Consider the following 22,806-nt stretch of genomic DNA (forward strand, 5'->3'; position numbering starts at 1 on the left):
GCACCACCTCAGAGGTCACTTAGTCTCTTTCGACCTGACTCTGGCTGACAGAGGACAGGTAGTTCAGCAGTGCGATATCGTTATCCACGCCCAGTTTCATCATTGCTGATTTCTTCTGGCTACTGATGGTTTTGATACTGCGGTTCAGCTTCTTGGCAATCTCAGTGACCAGGAAACCTTCTGCAAACAGACGCAGCACTTCGCTCTCTTTCGGTGACAGGCGTTTGTCGCCATAACCACCTGCACTGATCTTCTCCAGCAGTTTCGCAACGCTTTCCGGCGTGTACTTCTTGCCTTTCTGCAGTGCAGCCAGTGCTTTTGGTAAATCGGTAGGCGCGCCCTGTTTCAGGACAATCCCTTCGATGTCGAGATCAAGCACGGAACTCAGAATCGCGGGGTTATTGTTCATGGTCAGAACAATAATCGAGAGATCCGGATAGTGGCGTTTAATGTATTTAATCAGCGTAATACCATCGCCATACTTCTCACCTGGCATAGAGAGGTCGGTGATCAGGACGTTGGCGTCAAGCTTGGACAGATTATTGATCAGTGCTGTTGAGTCTTCGAACTCACCTACAACGTTGACCCATTCAATTTGTTCCAGAGACTTTCGGATACCGAAAAGGACAATTGGATGGTCATCGGCAATAATTACGTTTAAGTTATTCATCTTATTGGTTACCTTGCTGCAGCAGTTGATTGACGTAAGCGTCAATATCACTGGTGGTATTTGTAATGTTTGAATCGTCACACGCTTTAATGTGGTGTTCTAACTCTTCACAAAGCTGTTTGCCGGGAGTCAGATTGAGCATGGCAAACACGCCCTTAAGGCGATGCGCTGTCTGAGCAAGCGAAGCGTAGTCCTTTTCCGCTGACTCAGTATACAGTCTCTTCACATCAACCGGAACTGTCTCCGTAAACAGCTGGAAATAGCCGCCGCTCATCAATGGCGTGGCCGCGTCGTCTTCCATGTCGTTATCCATCACATCATGCGACAGTTGTTTCTCAATCAGGGCCAGCAATGCATCCAGCATTGCATTACTGAGATTGAAATTGACCCGATACTGCTGGTCGTTCAGTGCATGATGACCCAGTTCATCTTCAGCCAGCAGCAGTGCCCAGCCGCTGAGCTTTGATGGATCGTCGGTCACCATAACATCGTGATCCTGGCCGGAGATGCGCTCATCAGGCGTCAGACAACGCGCTCCCCAGTTTTCCAGATGGCGGCAGACGATTTTACGCACGTCCTCCACAGTGATCTCCACCAGCGCGGTCACACCATCCAGAATTTTTTCCTCTTCTTCTTCGCGCTTCTCTTCCAGCACCAGCGGCAGCTGCATGTTGTAGCGTGTGCCGATATCCACTTTTGCAACGATATCGAGGCTGCCACCCATCTGCTTGCAGAGCTGTTTACACAGGAAGAATGCCATGCCCGAAGCCTGTCCGTAGCGATCCTGACTGGTATCGCCCAGGAACGGGAAGTCGACATTGGCCAGTTCATCCACCGTCAGGCCCGCACCGGTATCCACCAGTTCGATGAACACTCTATCGGCCTGCTTTTCGGCAGCCTTAACTTCCAGGGTGATTTTGCCCCAGCGGGTGGTGGTCAGGGCATAATGCATCAGCGTGGTCAGCACTTTGCGCAGGGCACGACGGTCGCCGAAGCGCGTCTCGTCATTCGGCAGGTGATTATTCACCACCAGCGACAGCCCTTTGCGGCGCATCAGCGGCAGGCTTTCCAGTGCGATCTCATCCAGCAGTTCCTGCAGGTTAAAGACGATTGCATCCGGTGACCAGTCGTGCGCCTCAAGTCGGTTCAGCAGGACGATATCATCCACCAGTCGTGCCAGGCCCTGACTCTCATCAAGCAGGTCCAGCACGGTTTCATCGGCATCACGCTGGCTAAGCTGCACCAGCTGCGTCACCATCTTCTCCAGTGGCTGATTCAGCGCATGGCCCAGATTGTGCAGCAACTGCTGACGCATCTGATGGTTACGATCCAGCACCTGCTGCGCTTTCTGCAGTTTTTTGTTCACCAGCAGCTCACGATCCTGGTCACGCATCATAAACAGCTGCGTATGCGGCGACAGTACGCTGCGGGCGTGACGGATTTCATACACTTCGTTATTAATGGTGGCCTGCAGCACGCCCTGATGCTGGTCGGACATATTAATGATCTTCTGCAGATTGAGGTGAGGCAAAAGGTGTTCAGCAATCTTATTGCTCAGCAGGGTACGGTTGCTGGCAAAGTCATACACCAGCAGGCCGACAGGCAGGCTGGCAACAATCTCTTCATTTAATACCCGAAGCGAATCGAGTTCAGCGCTCTGGTTTTCGCTGGGACGCAGTGACTGCTGGCGCAGCAGCACGATACCCGCCAGCGACAGCAGGAACAGCAGCAGGTTGATCAGCAGCGGCCAGAGCAGATTGTGCAGGGTGTCGATAATCAGGCGAGTAATCGGCACCTGATAGACCAGCTGCAGCGACGTACTGGGCAGCGTGGCCGCAATCTCGATATTGGGATTAACCAGTGAAACATGGGTGTTTTCGACCTCCTGCTGTTCACTGCTGCTGGCAGGCATCGAGCTGTCCTGACGCAGCTGGAAGTTTTCCAGCGGCATATTCTGCGGAACGAGATCGTTAACCGGCAGATCAAAGGCCACGACCGTGGCCAGATGGCCCGGCTGGTTAAAGGTGGTGCGCAGCGTGAAATAGTGATCGTTCTGGAAGGCCAGGTGGCGCAGCGGCGAGAAGCTCTCGCGCTCATCCAGCGCATTGGCCTGCTGCAGCATCTCAGCACGACGGCCATCCACCATCGAACTGATGGCACTCTCTTTATAGCGCGTCGCCATATCTTTCAGCGGCAGGGTCGAGATCATAATCAGGCTATTGTCCTGACCATTCAAAAAGTACATCGACCAGGTTGGATTTTCCGCGCCCCACAGCGTGTCGAGATAGTTTGACATTCGCATGGTCATGTCCAGCGTGCTGCTGTCATGGGAGCCGAAAATCAGCGCTTCGGTTTTACGGCGGGTTTTTTCCAGATAATAGACGTCAGGACGCAGCCGCGTCTCCTGCAGGTTACTGCCAGGCGTCGCACCGGCTGCGCTGGTAGAGAGGTTTTCATAGATCTGCCAGGTGGCAAACCGATAGGCGTCTATGCGCTTCTGCACGTCGCGCGCCAGATCGTCCATGGCATAGCGTTTCCCGGTCAGCCAGGCGTTGACCGAGTTATGCACCATAAAGCCCAGCGCCAGCAGGAGCACCAGATTGAAAACCACAAAAAAGCGGGTGACATTGCCGGAGGTCAGTGGAAACTTATACAACATAGCGTGTCGGGTACCTGAATTATCGCGCAACTTTTCGCGCACTGACGGCTACCGCTAACAGCAGCAGGGCGATCACTAAAAATGCGCCGCTGAGGCTGATCCATTGCGAAATGAATCCGATTAAAGCCGGACCTGAGAGAATACCCGCATATCCCAGCGTTGTCATGGCAGAAATCGCCAGGTTCGCAGGCATATCCCGTTGATTCCCGGCAGCATTGAACAACATCGGCACCGTGTTGGATAAACCAAAGCCGACCAGCAGGAAAGCGAGCAGGGCGATCTCCGGCCACGGCAGCAAAACGGCCAGACTCATGCCTGCCGCAGCGGTCAGCGCGCCGGTGAGCATTACCGGGTAGCGGCCAAAACGCTGGATGATCTTATCGCCGCTAAAACGACCCAGCGTCATCGCCACGGAAAAGACCGCATAGCCGAGTCCGGCCCAGGCGGGTGTCATTTCCGGATTCTGCAACAGCAGCAGCGCGCCCCAGTCCAGCACGGCTCCTTCCGCCAGAAACAGGATAAAGCAGAGCAGGCCAAGAAACGCGACCCAGCCGCGTGGGATCACAAGCCAGGGCTGATCGGGCTGGTGCAGACGTTCATTCATCAACACCGGAAGTCGCCACAGCAACAATAAAAGCATCACCGCCATCACCACCAGCGTGGCCGTCAGCGGCGTCAATGACTGGCTCAGCAACAGGCTGACCGTCCCCGCGCCCAGAATCCCGCCCAGACTGAAGAACCCATGGAAGCCGGACATCATGGGTTTATCCGCAGCCTGCTCAACCTGAACTGCCTGATAATTCATCGCCACATCCAGCATGCCCAGCCCGGCACCAAAAATCATCAGTGCCGCCGCCATCACCAGCTGTGAGTCAGCCGTCGCCAGCAGCGGCATCATCATCAGAATTAACAGCGTAGAGAAGCACATTACCCGACGGCAGCCAAACTTCGCCACCAGCGTGCCGGTCACCGGCATCGCAGCCAGTGAACCGATACCCAGACAGAGCAGTAACGCGCCCAGTGATGCGCCACTGAGCTGCAGACGATCGCGGGCAAAGGGCACCAGCGGTGCCCAGGCTGACATCCCTAATCCATTGATTAAGAAAATGGTGCGGGTGCCCCAGTTCAGGCGGCTCTGATGTTTATGTTGTTGTGCAGCATCCAGTGCGGTCATAGGTCAGATTCATCAATGGTAAAGCGGAAAAGTGTAGCACTGGCCGCGAATCAGTGGCCGTTATGCCTCTTATCAGAAGGGTGCAGCAACATCATATAAATGACAAAACCGGGAGTTTACCGACTTTTATTGCGCCGCGAATTTTTTCCAGAACTTTCCTGGTATGACCACCGAAGGCGTGAAGTCACTTAACCCAAACTTCACTGCCGCCTTTCAGCAGCGTGCTGCTGAAAAACAGGATCAGGACCCCGTATAAATGATGGCTGAGTCGCATAATGGATAAATTTTTTCTGCAGCCCTGAAGTTTATAAAATGGCGTTTTTTTAACCTATCTGCATCATTTCTGGAAACAGTCAGCAATAAATTGACATGAAAAAACAAAGGCAAAGTGCATTTTCTAAAAACCTTGCTTCATAAATGGCTAATGTAATTAAAATAAAATCATAACTAAATCTGTTGATTGAAATTGATTTTTAACATGGTTACGCTAAAAATTAGTTCGTCAGAATCGTTTCATTTTGCGTAATTCCGTACACGTTAAACTAACAATAATACCGTCATATCCCGCTTTTTTTTGGGTTCGTGACGCGGCTTTGCTTTGCCGTTTCTGCCTGCACCAGGTTAAGACACCTTCTGAATGTCAGAAGGTGAAACTATGAATGAAGATCGTAATCATAAAATAAATTTATGTTTATGGATTCAGTATATTAGCTAATCTGGTGGAATAGAGGTTGCAAATGGCAGAACTCACGCAAGGCCGTGTAGACATCATCTCGCGCGAAAACGGCACTCTCATCTCGCAGTCCGTTGGTAGTTCGTCACAAACCATTAACCTCACCGAGCCCAGCGTTGTCCGCATCAGCGGCACTCGCGATATGGTGACGCAGTATGAGCGTCAGGGTAACGATCTGGTGCTGCAGATGCGTGACGGTCAAACTGTCCGCTATCAAAAATTCTTCCTTGACGACGCCGAGGGTCAGCACAGCGAACTGGTGTTCGATGATGGCGTCAATCCACCGGAACATGCGCTCTTTCCCCAGACTGCAGAAGGGGCTGAACTCGCTTCCAGCTCGGTTACGCCAACCTATGAATCACTCGACAGTGTAGAGCCACTGCTGCTGGCGGATAACGCCAACACCTCAATGGGCGTCATCACCGCAGGCGGCCTGGGTGTGCTCGGCTTAGCCGGACTGGCGGTTGGCATTGGTGGCGGCGGCGGCGGCGGCGGCGGAGGAGGTAACGGCGGCGGCAACGCCGGTGGCACCGATCCGGGAACACCGGTCACTCCGGGGACGCCTGCCATTACCCTGAATGCTTTCGCTGGCGATAATGTACTGGATAATGCGGAAAAAACCACCGAACAGGTGCTGAGCGGCACGACCAGCAATGTCGAAGCCGGTCAGATTGTCACGGTTACGCTGGGCGGCCAGAGCTACAGCGGCAGCGTTGCCGGTGATGGCAGCTGGAGCATCACCGTGCCTGCGGATGCCTTGATAGCACTGGCTTCCGGCACCACCACGGCCACCGCAACCGTCACTAACCAGGCAGGCACCGCCGCCAGCGGCAACCTGACCTTTAATGTCGAGCCGCCCCTGACCGAGCCGGGTACGCCCGTTATCACCATCAATCAGTTTGCCGGTGATGATGTCCTCAGCAATGCGGAAAAAAGCAGCGACCAGCTGCTGAGCGGTTCCACCAGCAACGTGGAACCGGGTCAGGTTGTCACCATCACGCTGGGCGATCAGACCATCAGCGCAGTCGTGGATGCGCAGGGCAACTGGAGTGTCACGCTCTCGCCTGCGGCGCTGAATGCGCTCAATGCCGGTTCGCTTGCGATTTCTGCGGTCGTTACTAATCAGGCTGGCATCGAAGCCAGTGAAAACCGCGCGATCAGCGTCGATACGCCCGCTATTCCGGGCCCACCTGCGGTCACAGTGGATGCGTTTACCGGTGACAACCAGCTAAGTAACGCGGAGAAAACCACCGATCAGACAGTGACCGGCAGCACCAGCAGTATCGAGCCGGGTCAGGTAGTGACGGTCACGCTGGGCGGACAGACGTACAGCGGCAGCGTAGACGCGCAGGGCAACTGGAGCGTGACGCTTCCCTCAGCGGCCCTGAGCGTCCTGGCGTCAGGTGAAACGACACTGACGGTTTCGGTCAGCAATGCGGCCGGTAACACCGTGACCGGCAGCCTGCCCATCAGCGTGGAAGCGCCGGTGACGCAACCTGGCGAACCGACCATCACCATCAATGAATTTGCCGGGGATGACATCCTCAGCAATGACGAAAAAGGCACTGCTCAGACGCTTTCTGGCACCACCACCAACGTCGAAGCGGGCCAGACGGTCACGATCACCTTCGGTGGCCAGACTTACGCTGGCATCGTGGATGGCAGTGGTAACTGGAGCGTGACTGTTCCGGCCGGTGCGCTGGGCAACCTGCCTGCGGGATCCAGCGCCATCAGTGCCACCGTCAGCAACGTCGATGGTGTGAGCGCAGGCGAAACACGGGATATCTCAGTTGAGACGCCGGTGACTGAGCCGGGCGTGCCAGCCCTGACCCTGAATGAATTTGCCAGCGATAACGACCTGAGCAACGCCGAGAAAGCGTCCGATCAGCCTGTCAGCGGCACGACCACCAACGTTGAAGCCGGACAGATCGTCACCGTGACCCTCGGTGGTCAGACCTACAGCGCCAGCGTGCAGGCTGACGGCAGCTGGAGCATCACCGTGCCATCCGCCGCGCTGAACGCACTGGCAGCTGGCACGACCACCCTGACCGCCTCGCTCAGCAATGCGGCGGGCGACACCGCGACAACCTCGCAGTCGATCACCGTCGAAGCCCCGGCGACGCAGCCGGGTGAAGCCACCCTAACCCTCAACGCGTTTGCCGGGGATGATATCCTCAGCAACAGCGAGAAAGCCAGCGACCAGCTACTGAGCGGCACCACCACCAATATCGCTGAGGGCCAGCAGGTCACTATCACCCTGAACGGGGAGATCTTTACCGCCACGGTTGGCGCGGAAGGCAACTGGAGCGTCCCGATCCCAGCCAGTTCGCTGGCGGCGCTGGCCGCCGGTAGCGCGACCCTGAACGCGACAGTTATCGATGCGTCTGGCGCACCCGTCAGTGAAACCCGTGACTTCCTGGTGGCGTCAGCGGGCACTTCACCGAATGCCCCAACGTTAACCATCAATGCCTTCGCTGACGACAACATCCTGAGCAACGATGAGAAGCTGGAGGCGCAGGCGGTCTCCGGCAGCACCACCAACGTCGAAGCGGGCCAGATTGTGACCGTTACGCTGGGCGGAGAGAGTTACAGCGGCACGGTCAATCCTGACGGCAGCTGGAACATCGCGATTCCAGCCGATGCACTGAGCGCGCTGGCCGCAGGATCTGCCTCGCTGGTAGTGACGGTCAGCAACGCAGCGGGCACCAGCGTCAGCGACACGCTGCAGATCACCGTCGAGCCACTGGTGACTGAGCCGGGCCAGCCCACCATCACCATTAATCAGTTTGCCGGTGATGACGTTCTGAGCAACGATGAGAAAACCAGCGACCAGCTGCTGAGTGGCAGCTCCACCAACGTCGAGGCCGGTCAGCTCGTCACAGTCACGCTGGGGGACCAGACTTACAGCGCCACGGTTGGCGCGGATGGCAGCTGGAGCCTGAACGTCCCAGCCAGCGCGCTGGCAGCACTGGCGGCGGGCAATGCGACTATCGCGGCCACGGTTTCCAGTCAGGCGGGCGTAACCGCCAGCGAAGATCGGGCGATTGTGGTGGATACCCCAGCGGAACCCGGTACACCCACAGTGGCTATCGCCCTGTTTGCCGGTGACGATCTGGTGGATAACAGTGAAAAAGCCCTGGATCAGACGCTCTCCGGCACCACCAGCAATGTGGAGGCGGGCCAGACGGTCACCATCACCCTGGGCGGTCAGAACTACAGCGCCACGGTTAATCCTGACGGCAGCTGGAGCACGCCGATTTCGTCTGCGGCGCTCAGCGCACTGGCGGCGGGCAGTACCGCTATTGCGGTCAGCGTCACTACAGTAGCCGGTGCGTTAGCCACCGACACGCGCGATATCAACGTTGCTCCGGCGGCAGGTGAATCTGGCGTAGTCACTATCAGTGAACCGGTCAGCGTGGATGGTTTCCTCAACCAGCAGGAGCTGAGCAGTGATCTGATCCTCAGCGGTTCGGCGGTAGGCGTCAATCCCGGCCAGGCGGTGCAGCTTAATTTTAACGGCAATAATTACAGCGGGGTGGTGGGCAGCAATGGCTTCTGGAGCATCACCGTTCCGGCAGCCGCGCTCACCGGTATCACTGACGGTGTGAAACAGATTTCAGTGACCGCCATCGACACCACGGGCGCGCTGCTGACCGACTCAGCCTCGCTGAACGTGGTCGCGTCTGCGCTGCCGCAAATCACGCTGAACGAGAGTGCGATCACCGGGGGTATTCTCAACCGGGCGGAGGCGGGCACCGACCTGCTGATGACCGGCAGCACCGGCAAAGCCGTGGAGGGCCAGCGGGTTGAGGTCGAACTCAACGGCAAAACCTACAGCACCACGGTCAATGCCGACGGCAGCTGGAGCCTGCCGCTGCCGGCCAGCGATCTCGCTTTACTGGCGCAGGGCGCTAACAGCCTGCTCATTACCGCAATTGACGAGGCGGGTAACCGCGCGGACCAGACGGTGAACTTCAGCGTCGACACGCTGCCACCGACGCTGATTGTGGCTGAGGTCGCAGGTGGCGATAGCATTCTCAACAGCAGTGAAGTGGCGGCGGGTGTGCCGGTCAGTGGTTCAGGTGCATTGCCGGGCGAGCGGGTTTCTGTTTCGCTGAACAACCAGAGTTACAGCGCCACCGTCGATGAGCAGGGCAACTGGACGATTGATCTGCCGCCAGCAGCACTGCAGGCCTTGTCTGATGGCAGCAGCTATGCGCTGACCGTCACGCTGACCGACGCCAGCGGGAATATCGCCACCCAGACGCAGACGCTGTTAGTCAACACGCAGCGCCCGGTTGCGGCCGTGACCGCACCGGGCGGTGATGGGGTTCTGACCAACAACGAACTGACTCAGCCGCTGCTGATCAGCGGCACCGGCACCACGGGCGACACTGTGACGGTAGAGTTAAACGGCAAGCCTTATACCGCCATTGTTGATGAAAACGGAGAATGGGTTGCTTCCGTTCCGGTTGCCGATCTGGGCTCGCTGACCAATCAGACCTATCCGGTAACGGTCACCGTGACCGATCCGGCCGGTAACAGCAGCACGCAGGATACGTCTTTGCAGGTTGCTATAGCCTTACCGGCTCTGACGCTGAACGATCTGAGCGATGATGGTGCAATTAACAACAGCGATGCGCAGCAGCCGCTGACCGTCAGCGGCACTGGTGACGAAGGTGACATTATTCGCGTCACGCTGAATGGCGTGCCTTACAGCGCCGCGGTGGGGCCGGATGGCAACTGGAGCGTCAATATTCCTGCTTCTGATCTGGCGAATGTACCTAATGGCACCCAGACCGTAACGGTGGTGGCGACTGACGCCGATGGCAACACCACAGAGACCGTCAGTTCATTGATTTTCGCCACCACGCCGCCGCTGCTGGACGTCTCCCCGCCGGGCAGCGATGGTTATATCAATATTGCGGAGCACACCCAGAATCTCATTCTCGACGGGCGCGGCGGTGCGCAGGGCGATAGCGTCACGGTGACGTTCAATAATGAAACCTACACCGCCACCGTGGATACCAGCGGCGCGTGGAGCGTGACGGTGCCCGCCGCGATCGTCAGCCAGCTGGGCGACGCGATCTATCCGATCAACGTGGCGATCAGCGATGCGTATGGCAACACCACCTCGCAATTGACCAGCGTCACCGTGCTGGCGGCTACGCCACCCGCACTGACCATTAATCCGGTGACCTCCGACAACCAGGTCGACAGCGCGGAACAGCTCACCGACATTGTGGTCACCGGTAATGTCACCGGCGTACCGGCCGGTTCGCCGGTATTACTGACCCTTAACGGGCAGTCTTACGACGGCGAGGTGCTGACGAACGGCAACTGGCGTGTGACGCTGCCCGCCGGATCGCTGGGTGGCGCAGGAAATAAAACCTTTACCGTGGCGATTACCGACGCGGCGGGTAACCCGGCACTGCCTGCTGAAGGGCAGTTCAGCGTGGTTACCTCACCCGTACCCTCGCTGTCGGTTGCCCCGATCAGTGACGATAATGCACTTAATGTGCTGGAGGCGCAGAGCGATCTCACCATGAGTGGCGGTTCTGCGAACCTGCCCGCTAACAGCCCGATTAGCGTGACGCTGGAACCCAACGGCACTGCCTACACCACCACAACCGATGAAAACGGCAGCTGGACCCTGACCGTGCCCGCTGCCGACCTGGCGAACCTGCCCCAGGGCACCACCACGGTTACCGTCTCCTCGGGTGATGTGCAGATCAATCAGCCGCTGCTGGTGGCGACCACGCCGCTGGCCGATCCCCAAATCAACACGCCATTCACTGACGGCATACTCAACACCGATGAAGCCAGCGTGGCGCAGACGCTGACCGGTACAGTTCTGCCTGGCCAGGCCGTCAGTGTGACCCTGGGCGGCACCAGTTATCCGGCTACGGTCGACGCTAATGGTCAATGGAGTGTCACGCTGCCACCGGCTGCACTCCAGACGCTGGCGCAGGGCAGTAATCCGATGACGGTGACGGTGAGCGACACGGCGGGTAACAGCACCAGTACCAGCGTACCGCTGACTGTTGATACCGGTGTACCGGCACTGACTGTTAACCCGATTGCCACCGATAACATTATCAATGCGGCTGAAACGGCTACGGATCTGATTCTGAGCGGCACCGCTGCGCCGGGCAGTAGCGTCAGCCTTGAGCTGAATGGCCGGCCCTATAACGCAGAGGTTGCTGCAGATGGCAGCTGGACCGCTACCGTGCCTGCGGCCAGTCTGCAACAGCTGACTGATGGACGTTACGATTTGAACGTGACCGTCACGACTGTGGGTGGCAATGTGGTCACCACACCATTCCCGGTTACCGTGGATACCACGCCACCCGACTTCAGCTTTGTTACGCCTGCTGGCGATGGCGTGCTGAACATCGCTGAACAGGCCAATGGCTTCAGTTTCAGCGGTGCAGGCACTGAAGGGGATCGCGTTAGTGTTACGCTGAATGGCGTGACGTACACGGGTACCGTTAATAGTGAAAACAACTGGGCGCTGACCGTACCGCCAGCGGCACTTGCCGGTCTGACCAATGGCAGCACCTATCCGGTGGTAGTCACCGTCACCGATGAGGCAGGGAACAGCAGCAGCCAGGACAGTGCGCTGACCATTGCCACCACGCCGCCTCCGCTGGTGGTCGCGCCGGTCAGCGGGGATAACGCGCTGAACGTCGGCGAACTGGCGCAGCCGCTGGTTATCAGTGGCAGCGGCCAGAACGGCGATATTGTTACGGTCCAGCTTAACAACCAGCCCTACAGCACCACCGTCGGCGTGAATGGTCAGTGGGCGCTGCAGATCGCCCCGGAAGCGCTGGCGGCACTGCCTTCAGGCAGTAATCTGGTCACGGTCACGGAAACCAGTGCGAACGGCAATCAGACCAGCCAGGTGGTGGATCTGAATGTGGCCACCTCGCCTGACGATCTGCCTGAACTGATCCTCGACAGCAGCACCTTTGCCGGTGACGGCATTGTTACGGCGGCTGAGCAGCTGCAGCCGATTACGGTGCGTGGCAGCAGCAACAATGTCGAAGCGGGCCAGCAGGTGATCATCTCCCTGAGCGGCACGGAATACAGCGGTGTGGTCGGGGTCAGCGGTAGCTGGAGCATTATTCTGCCTGCGGGCGCCCTGGCTGAACTGGGAGAGGGCAATCAGACGCTCAACGTCAGCGTGATTAACGTTGTGGGTAATACGGCCATCAGCCCGGTTAACTTCAGCGTGGACAACACCCTGCCGTCGGTTGCGCTGGCACCGATTAGCGACGACAACTACCTCAACGCACAGGAAGTGAATGGGGCCATCGTCGTCAGCGGCAGTACCAGTGGTCTGCCTGACGGCAGCATTGTCACCGTCGTAGCGAATGGGACGCCGGTCAGTGCCACCGTGGCGGCAGATGGAAGCTGGAGCCTGACCTTACCGGCAGGCACGTTTACCGGGGCAGCAGACGGCCCGCAGACCCTCACCGCCACCGCCAGCGACGCAAACGGGGTACAGCTTGCAACCGGTGACACCACTCTGACGGTCGTTGCAGGCACACTGCCTGTGGCGACCCCAGGCATCGCCTTTGAAGATGGCGTTCTTAACGGCGAGGAAGCGGCTGCGGGTAGCGTTATCACCGGCAGCACCGGCGTAACCGGTGACGGCCAGACGGTTGTCGTGACGCTGGGCGGTAACAACTACAGCGGCACGGTCGATGCACAGGGCAACTGGCAGGTTGCGGTTCCGGCCGATGTTCTGGCTGCGCTGCCACAGGGCAACGCACCTTACACCGTGCTCGTGAGTGATGTGGCGGGCAACACCAGCCAGGCGAATGGCAACGTCGTGGTGGATACTGCGCCTCCGGTGCTGAACTTCATCACGCCATCCGATGGCATTATCAGCGCTGCTGAGAGCCAGCAGCCTCTGACACTGGCTGGCAGCAGCGAAGCGAATGCGCTGATTGTTGCCAGCTTCAACGGCACGACGCTGAGCACCACCGCCGACGTCAACGGCACCTGGTCGCTGGAACTGCCTGCCACGGTTTACACCGGGCTGGGCAACGGCAGCTATCCACTGACCGTGACCGCCAGCGATGCGGCAGGTAACGCCACCACTACCAGCCGCGATCTGGCGCTGAAAGTGGATCCAGGCACGCTGCCAACCCTGACGCTGGATGCCTTTGCCGGTAACAACGTGGTCGATGGCGCGGAACGCCTCACCGATCAACGTCTCTCCGGCACGACCACTAACGTCGAGGCGGGCCAGCTCGTCACTGTAACCCTTGATGGCACAGTCTATAGCGCCGCCGTGCAGGCGAGCGGGGCATGGAGCCTGACCGTGCCAGCCGGTGCGCTGGCGGCCATTAATGATGGCAGCGCCAGCTTTACCGTGGCGGTCAGCGACGTGGCGGGCAACACCACCACCAGTAACCTTAACGTTGAGGTCAACAGCACGGCCTCTGGCCTGGCGATGGATGCCATCAGCCAGGACAACTACCTGAATGCACAGGAACTGGGCCAGGCGTTAATCGTCACCGGCACCTCGGTGAATGTGCCTGAGGGCAGTACGGTTACGCTGCTGTTTAACACTATCAGCTATACCGCCCAGGTCTCGGCCACGGGCCGCTGGAGTGCGATCGTTCCGGCTGAGGCACTGACGGCGCTCGCCGATGGGCCTTACACCGTAACCGTCACCGCCACGGACAGCGGCGGGGCGACACTGAGCAGCGAGGCGACGCTCAGCGTGCTGGCGACCAGTCTGCCCGAGCCGCAGATTGTCTCTGCCTTCGGCGATGGTCTGCTCAACAGTAGCGAGATCACCTCGGCACAAACCCTGAGCGGTACCACCGGCGTGAACGGTGATGGCCAGACGGTGAGCGTGGTACTTAACGGCGCCACTTACAATGGCACGGTCGACAGCAACGGCAACTGGCAGATCAGCCTGCCTGCCACGGTGCTGTCCACCCTGCCGGAAGCTGTCCTGAACTATACCGTTACGGTGCAGGATGCGGCGGGTAACACCGGTAGCATCCCAGGCAGCGTCACGGTGGATCTGACACCGCCGACCCTGACCCTGAACACGGTCGCGGGTGATGACAGCGTTAATATCGCCGAAAGCCTCGCACCGATTGTGCTCAGCGGCAGCAGCACTGCCGAAGCAGGGCAACAGGTCACCCTCAGCCTCAACAATCAGATCTGGACCACTACCGTTACTCAGGATGGGGACTGGAGTCTGACGCTGCCTGCGGGTTCGCTGGCCGGAATTCCGGCCGGCGCCTATATCCTGACTGTGACGGTCAGCGATGCGGCGGGCAATCCGGTCACCGAAACGCGTGAAATTACCGTATCGACAGCGGCACTGGCTGTCAGCATTGACACACCGTTTGGCGATGGCTATCTGAACCTGACAGAACAGGGTGTTAGTCAGACGCTGACCGGCAGCACCGGTGTGACAGGGGACGGCCAGACCGTCACCGTGACGCTGGGCGAAAATGATTACACTGCCACTGTGGATGCGCAGGGCAACTGGACGCTGAACTTAACCCCGGCACAGGTGCAGACGCTGGGCGAGGGGATCAATACCCTGGTCGTCAATGCCAGTGATGCGGCCGGTAACACGGGCTCGCTGACCAGCGCCGTCACGGTTGATCTCACCGCGCCAGTGCTCAGCGTCAACCCCATCGGTGGCGACAACATCATCAATTCCCTGGAGGTGCTGGAAGCGGTCGCCATCAGTGGTACGGCAACGGTGTCGGATGCTGGCCAGACAGTGACAGTGAGTTTCCAGAATGTCGATTACACCAGCCTGGTGCTTTCTGACGGCACCTGGCAGGTAACGTTGCCTGCCAGCGTCGTGCAGGGGCTGCCGGATAACACCTACCCGGTTACAGTCTCCATGACCGATGCAGCGGGCAACCCGGCTGTTGCTGTTCAGACCACACTGACGCGTGATGCTGATAGCCTGAACCTGCCGACCCTGACCCTCGGGACACTCAGTGGCGATAACTTCCTTAACCAGGCGGATTCGCAGCAGGATCTGAGCATCGGCGGCACCAGTACGAATCTGTCAGGTCAGCTGGTGACCGTGACGCTGAACGACGTTCAGTACAGTGGCACGGTGGCAGCCAACGGCAGCTGGACGGTGACCGTTCCGGCCGCCGCGCTGGGTAATCTGCCGGATGGCGATCAACTGGTGCAGGTGGTGGCAACGGATACGTCTGGCAATCCGGCCAGCAGCAGCGCCAGCCTGGTCGTGCTGGCCAGCGCGCAGGTTCAGCCAACGCTGAGCATGAACGTGGTGGCCGGCGATGATGTGATTAATATCACCGAGGCCACTGCCGATGTTGTCGTCAGCGGCAGCAGCACCCAACTGGCCGAAGGTACGGTGGTGACGGTGACATTCAGTACGGATTACGCCACCACGACCACACTCGACGCTAACGGCAACTGGACGGTGACGGTGCCGTCGACGGTCTTTACCGACGTGGCGCCAGGCAGCACTCAGACCTTTACCGTGACGGCCACGGATGTCGCGGGTAACCCGGCAACCGCCACTCAGGAGGTGAGTTTCAGTACGACACCGCCTGTGCTGACGGATATCACGGTCAGCGCGGGTGACACCCTTAACGTGGCGGAGTCGCTGGAGGATCTCACCGTCACCGGTACCACCACGGGCGCATTGCCAGTGACGGTGACGCTGAATAACGTTAATTACACCACCACGGCAGATGCTGACGGAAACTGGACGCTCACCATTCCGACGGCAGACGTGCAGCAGCTGGCGGATGGCCCTAACGCGATCACCGTTTCGGTCACCGATGCAGCCGGCAATATCATCACAGATACTGCCACCTCGCTGGATGTGGCGTTTAATACCCTGCCAGCGCTGACCCTTAATACGCCGTTTGGCGATTCGCTGCTCAATCTGGCAGAGACCGCAGGCCCGATAACGCTGAGTGGTGACAGTACTAATCTGCCGGAAGGCAGTGTGGTAAACATCGCTGTCGGCGGGCTGACTTTCAGCACCACAACGGATGTCAGCGGCAACTGGGCGCTGAACCTGGCACCGGGGGCGCTAACGACCCTGGACGATGGACTGACCCAGGTGGTGGTCACCGCCGCAGATGCTGCCGGTAATCCGGCGCAGGCCACTGCAGGCGTTGAGATCCTGCAGACCCCACCGGTTTCCGCTGACTTCGCTGTCACGCAGTTCGGCGATAACGTCATTAACATCACCGAAGCCGCTTCGGTTCAGCTGGTGACCGGCACCTCCACCGTCGTGGCGGGCCAGACCCTGAGCGTTACGGTGGGCGATGACAATATCCCGTTGTCAGTCACGGTCGATCCCAGTGGCAACTGGACGGCAAGCCTGACCCCCGCGGTGATTGCCAGTCTGGGGGCCGGGGAACAGACCTTGACGCTCACGACCACGGATCGGGCCGGTAACAGCATCGAAGCGACCCAGACGTTTGTCGCGGCGATTACGCCGATTGCTTTACCGACGCTGGATACGCCCTTTACGGATGGCCGTCTTAACGCGGCGGAAGCGGCAGTGAACGGTACGCTGACCGGTGCAGTCAACAGTGATGATCCGGCCGCGGTTGCGGTGACCGTTAATGGCACCATCTATACCGCGACGCTCACGAATGGTGGGGCAAACTGGTCACTGGAATTGCCGCCTGCTGTATTGCAGTCACTGCCGGATGGCAACCTGCCGATTAATGTGACTGTCACCGACGTGAACGGCAATACCGGCACGACCAATGGCGCCCTGCTGGTGGCGGTGAACACACTGCCGGATGTCACCCTGAATCTGCCGTTTGGTGACGGTGCACTGAACGCCACCGAGGCGGGAACTGAACAGATCCTCACTGGCAACACCGGCATTACCGGTGCCGGACAGACGGTCTCAGTGCTGATCTCCGGCTTTAACAACGGCCAGCCGCTGGCCGCCACGGTGCAGACCGATGGCAGCTGGTCTCTGGCCCTGTCGCCAGCGCAGCTGGCCACCTTCACCAGTGGCACCCACACGATTACCGTCACGGCTACCGATATCGCAGGTAACAGCGACGCAACGGCGCTGAGCGTGGTCACCGAAGTGGCCGTGCCGTTGCCAACCTTTAACCCTGGCGCGTTTGGCGGCGACAACCAGCTGAACATCAGTGAAGCCGCAGCAGGCGTGACCCTGACAGGTACCACCGGCAGCGTGGGAGCGAACCAGGCGGTCAGCATCACCGTAGAGGTTAACGGCAGCCTCTATTCTGGCTCGGTGGATGGCAACGGAAACTGGACCGTAAACATTCCCCCGGATGCCCTGAGTTCGCTGAGTAGCGGCGATCAGACTCTGACGGTTAACGTGGTGGATGCGGCGGGCAACAGCGCGTCGGCACAGCTGCCATTCACGGCGGATCTCACCGCGCCGTTGCCAGCGTTCAATCCGGAATTCCTGGGCGGCTATGTAAATAGCGGCGATGTTGATGCAGGCATTACGCTGAGCGGTACCACCGGTGAAGCGGGTGCGAATCAGTCGGTGCAGCTTACGCTGGGCGGCACGGCTTACTCTGCAACCGTGGATGCCAATGGCAACTGGACAGTGCCACTGACAACCGCGCAACTTTCAGCGCTGCCGGATGCCACCTATCCGGTCACTGTTACGGTCACCGATGCAGCGGGCAACAGCTCCACAATTAACAGTTCGCTGGTGCTCGACAAAACCCCACCGGTACTGAATGCAGCAGCCTTCGCCGGGGACAACGCACTGAACTACGCCGAGAGCATTCAGCCGCAGATCCTCAGCGGCACCGCGACAGGCGCAGAGACGGGCGCCGTCGTCACGGTTTCGCTGAATACCACGACCCTCGGCACCGCCGTCGTTGACGGTAACGGCAACTGGAGTGTGACGCTGACGCCAGAGCAGATGGCCACCTTTACGGCATCGACCACGCTGACGCTGGCAGTGACCGATCTGGCCGGCAATACCGCAACCGTGCCGGTCGCGCTGAAGGTGGATCTGACGCCACCGCCAGGCCCGCTGGTGACGCTGGGCACCGTCTCGGGCGACAACATCATCAGCACCCAGGATGTTGCGGGAGGGGTGGCGGTAAGTGGCACCTCGGCTAACCTCGGCGCGAACGGGTCAGTGGAGGTGGTGATCAAGGGGGTGACCTATGCCACCACGCTGGATGCGTCGGGCAACTGGTCGACCGGGACGCTGCCGGTCGGCGCCTTTGGCAACGCGGACGGCAGCGTCGGCATAACAGTGACGGCCACTGATGGCACGACGCCGGTGACCACCAGCGGCAACGTCCTGATCGACCTCACGCCACCCACGCTGTCGATCAATACCTTTGCGGGTGATAACCAGGTTAATGGCAATGAAAGCATCATCAGCCAGGCGATTACCGGCACCGCCGATGTCGCTGAGGCAGGCCGCACGGTCGTTGTGACCTTCAATAGTCAGACCTACAGCGCCGTGGTGCAGAGCAACGGCACCTGGTCCACAACCGTTCCTGCCAGCGCGATGCAGGCACTGCCTGATGGTAGTGCACCGGTAATTACCGCGCAGCTGACGGATGCCGCCGGGAACGTGGGAACGGCTACTCAGACAGTAACCGTAGACACCATCGCGCCACTGGTCGAAGTTGACGCATTCCTTGGCGACAACCTGATCAATGCCGCTGACCTGGTCAGCAGTCAGGTGCTGACCGGCAGCGCACAGGGCGCCGAAGGCCAGACTATCGGTCTCTATCTGGGTGATGCCTCGCCGATCGCCACCGCGACGGTGGGAGCTGACGGACGCTGGAGCATCGATCTGGCGCCGAACGTCCTGTCGAGCCTCACTGACGGTGCGCTGGTGTTTGGCGTGCGGGTGAATGACCTTGCAGGCAACCAGACTGACGCCACGCTGACGGTCAATAAAGTGGTCAACAGTGCGCTGACGCTGGTAGTCGATTCTGTGTTCGGCGACGGTACGCTCAGCGCGCTGGATACCACCGTCGCACAGACGATCTCCGGAACCGCACTCTCCGCGGGCGTCGGTGCAACAGTTTCAGTGGTACTGGGCGGGACCACGCTCTCTGCCTCAGTGGGTCAGGATGGTAAATGGGCCATCGTGGTGCCACCCGCAGTGCTGGATCTTGTCACCGACGGCAATCTGCTGTTAAACGTCACCCTGACGGATGCCGCAGGCAACACCCGCACGGTGGGTGAAACCGTGACGGCGATTGTCGATGCGGTGCCGGTGGTTGGCCCGCTCACCGGCTTGTTTGGCGGCGATAACCTGCTGAACGTTGCGGAAGCGGCAGCTGGACAACTGGTCGGTGGCGTGATCAGCAATGCAGCTGCAGGTTCACAGGTGACAGTGACCTTTGGCAGCAAGACGTACAGTACAACGGTACAGGCGGGTGGCGTGTGGAACGTTAGCCTGCCAGGCAGCGATCTCACCTCACTGCTGGATGGTAATCTGACGCTGGGCGTCAGCGTCAGGGATGCAGCGGGCAACGTCGCTTCCAATAGTGCGTCAATCGGCATCTTTACCCAGACGCCATCCATCTCGCTGACTTCACTGTTTGGCGATGGTGTGCTGAATCTGGCTGATATCGCTACCGGACAGGCGATAAGCGGCGTGGTGAACAACATTGCGCAGGGCCGTGTGGTCACCATTTCGGTGGGCAACAGCCAGGTGACCGCGACAGTGGGTGCAGGCGGAGCGTTTAGCGCCACAGTGACGCCGGATATTCTGGGCACCCTGGCGCAGGGCAACGTGACGGTGGGCGCCTCGGTAACGGATGCGGCAGGTAATACCGCCAGCACCAGCGCCGGTGTCCGCGTCGACACGCTACTGCCGACCCTCACGGTGAATCCGCTGTTCGGCGACGGTCTGCTTAACGTGGCGGATGCGCTGGTGACGCAGGTCATTGGCGGCGTTGTGGGCGGTGCCGAAGCGGGGTCGCGCGTGGTGGTGTCGGTGGGTGCACAGCAGTTAGTGACGGCGACCGATGCGAGTGGCAACTTTAACGTCTCGCTGACGCCAGCCCTGCTGCAGGGGATTGCCGATGGCAACCTGACGGTGGGTGTCAGCGTCACCGACAGCGCCGGTAACACGACCAGCACCACCGCCGGGGCGCTGGTGGGTATTCACAATCTGCCAAAAGTGACGCTTAATCCGCTGTTTGGTGACGGTGTGCTTAACCTGGCGGAATCGCTGGTTACGCAGACCATCAGCGGCACCGTCTCCGGTCTGGCCGCGGGCAGCAGCGTCAGGCTGGCGATTGGCAATACCAACGTCAGTGCGCAGGTCAATCCCGATGGCTCCTTCTCAACCACCGTCTCCCCAGCCGTGCTCTCGACGCTGCTGAGCGGTAACTTCACCGTTAGCGCGGCGGTCACAGACCCGGTCGGTAACGTCAGCAGCACCAGCGCGGGCGTATCACTGGGGCTGATCCCGCCAACCCTGACAGTGAATACGGTGTTTGGCGACGGCATTCTGAGCGCCTTTGATCTGGCCTCAAACCAGACCCTGAGCGGCACCTCCAGCCTGTCCGCGGGGTCTGCCGTCAGCGCGACGCTGAATGGCCAGACCTACACCACCAAAGTGGTAAGTGGCGGCAACTGGAGCATCAGCGTGCCAAAAGCGGATCTTGCCGCGATAACTGACGGCACGAAAACCGTGGCGGTTACCGGCACCGATACTTACGGTAACACGGTGAACAGCAGCGGCACGCTGAGTGTAATCAGTCAGTCGACGCCTGTCGTCGCCATTACTTCGCTGTTTGGCGATAACGCCCTGAGTGCGGTGGATGTGAAAAGCGCACAGACCATCAGCGGTACTGCCAGCAACGCCGAGGGATCGGTGGTGCGGGTGGCGCTGGGCGGTCAGACTTACAGCACTACCGTGAGCAGCAACGGTAACTGGAGTCTCTCTGTTCCGGCGGCTAACCTTGCCGCCATTGCGGATGGACTGCAGACTGTCACCGCCAGCGTCATCAACGGTGCAGGTACCAGCGGCTCCACTTCGGCGTCACTGGGTGTAGTGAGTCACACCACGCCGACGGTCAGCGTTAACAGCTTCTTCGGTGGGGATGGTTATCTCAATATCTCAGAAGCCAATGCGCCTGAGACCATCAGAGGAACCAGCACTAACGCGGCGGGCGGTACGGTAACGGTGAACGTGTCGGGCAACATCCTTACCACTACCATCGGTGCGAACGGCGCATGGAGCCTCAGCGTGCCGTCAGCGACGCTGAAAGGGATCCCGGATGGCAGCCATCCGTTGACCGTAACGGTGGCGGACATCGGTGGCAACACCGCGACCAGCACCAGCAGCTTTACCGCGCTGTCGCATAGTCAGCCGCTGGTAGGGGTCGATCCGGTGCTTAGCATCGTCGGTTCTTTGTTTGCCGGTCTGGTAGTGCAGGGCGGATCGCTGAATGCTGCACAGGGATCGAAAGTCAGCGTCACGCTGCTGCTGGCCAACGGTAACAATGGACCGACGCTGAATACCACGACCGATGCGCTGGGGCGTTATGCGGTTAACTTCACACCGTCACTGCTGTCGGTGGGGGGCCTGCTGCTGTCGCTGGGGACGCTGGCAAAAGTCTCGATCACCGATGTAGCCGGTAACAGTTACACCACCACAAACACGCTGTTGTTGGGTGCGGTACTTCCGGTCACGCTGGCGGCATCCGAGTCACTTGCGTTGTTCTCAGTGGCGGATGACAGCGCCACGGTCGCCAGTGCCACCGTGGAGACGCAGCACAATACGAGCACCAGCAGCGAGGATAACAGCGCCCATGTAGCCGTGGCCTCGACGCTGATTACCGAAGCGGATACCGTAACGCCGGTCAGCAGCAGAGAAACTGCGGTGGCTGATAACGCCGCAGTGTCGGCACCCCCGGCAGAGGAGTCTGGCTACACCATCGGCGGCGTCGTGATTACGCTGGCCGATGGCACCAAAGCAGAGGGCGCCACGGTCACTGGCAGCAGCGGCGCGGATACCGTGACGGTCAGTGACCTTAACTTTACGCATATTGATGGCGGCGCAGGCACCGATACACTGGTGCTTAACGGGGAGCATCTCAATCTGGATCTCACCACGCTGGGCCTGAAAGTCGAACACATTGAAGTGCTCGATTTGGGTAAAACCGGCACCAACTCCGTGAAGCTCAATCTCAATGAAGCACTCAGTATTACGGATAAACAGAGTGATGATTTGATGATCAAAGGCGCGGAGGGCAGTCAGGTGACGCTGGCGAACAGCAACGGCGGTATCTGGGAAGTGGCCGGTGAGCGCACGGTAGAGGGAAGAGTGTTTGAGATCTACCACAACTCGGCGCTGACCAGCGAAAACACCCTGGGCGATGTGCTGGTGCAGCAGAACCTGCAGGTGCATGTCGTGTAGCCACGATAACCGCCGTCAGGTTGATCTGAGAAGCGGATGCGAAAGCACCCGCTTTTTTTTGTTCATGTCACGTGATAAGTGCATTTTCCAGATTATCGCCACTATTCATTAGCAGGATGAAAGATTAGGGTAGGCGCAGCAAACGGCGTCACGCCGTAATACACTATTCTGGCTCCAT

The 22,806-nt window shown here is 59.3% G+C and carries 4 protein-coding genes; 1 reads left to right on the forward strand and 3 read right to left on the reverse strand.

Annotated elements, in window-relative coordinates:
- Positions 1 to 19: 19 nt before the first annotated feature.
- Genes rcsB through HZZ01_RS01700 form a run of 3 tightly spaced genes read right to left on the reverse strand, consistent with a single transcriptional unit; the run spans position 20 to position 4,503 of the window.
- Positions 20 to 670, reverse strand: coding sequence for a response regulator transcription factor RcsB (gene rcsB, locus HZZ01_RS01690; protein ID WP_003854204.1), 651 nt, complete (start codon positions 668 to 670; stop codon positions 20 to 22).
- Position 671: 1 nt separating this feature from the next.
- Positions 672 to 3,329 (reverse strand): phosphotransferase RcsD, encoded by a 2,658-nt coding sequence (rcsD, locus tag HZZ01_RS01695; RefSeq protein ID WP_179895227.1) that lies wholly within the window; start codon positions 3,327 to 3,329, stop codon positions 672 to 674.
- 19 nt (positions 3,330 to 3,348) lie between these two features.
- Positions 3,349 to 4,503 carry an MFS transporter gene (locus tag HZZ01_RS01700; RefSeq protein WP_179895228.1) on the reverse strand — a complete coding sequence of 385 codons (1,155 nt, stop codon included), beginning with the start codon at positions 4,501 to 4,503 and terminating at the stop codon, positions 3,349 to 3,351.
- A 737-nt stretch (positions 4,504 to 5,240) separates the two neighbouring features.
- Here HZZ01_RS01700 and HZZ01_RS01705 point away from each other — a divergent pair.
- A complete protein-coding gene (locus HZZ01_RS01705; protein ID WP_179895229.1) occupies positions 5,241 to 22,628 on the forward strand; it encodes an Ig-like domain-containing protein in 17,388 nt (5,795 codons plus the stop codon).
- The last annotated feature ends 178 nt before the right edge of the window (positions 22,629 to 22,806 follow it).

This window comes from Pantoea sp. WMus005 (genome assembly GCF_013415305.1).
GTDB classification, from domain to species: Bacteria; Pseudomonadota; Gammaproteobacteria; order Enterobacterales; family Enterobacteriaceae; genus Pantoea; species Pantoea rara.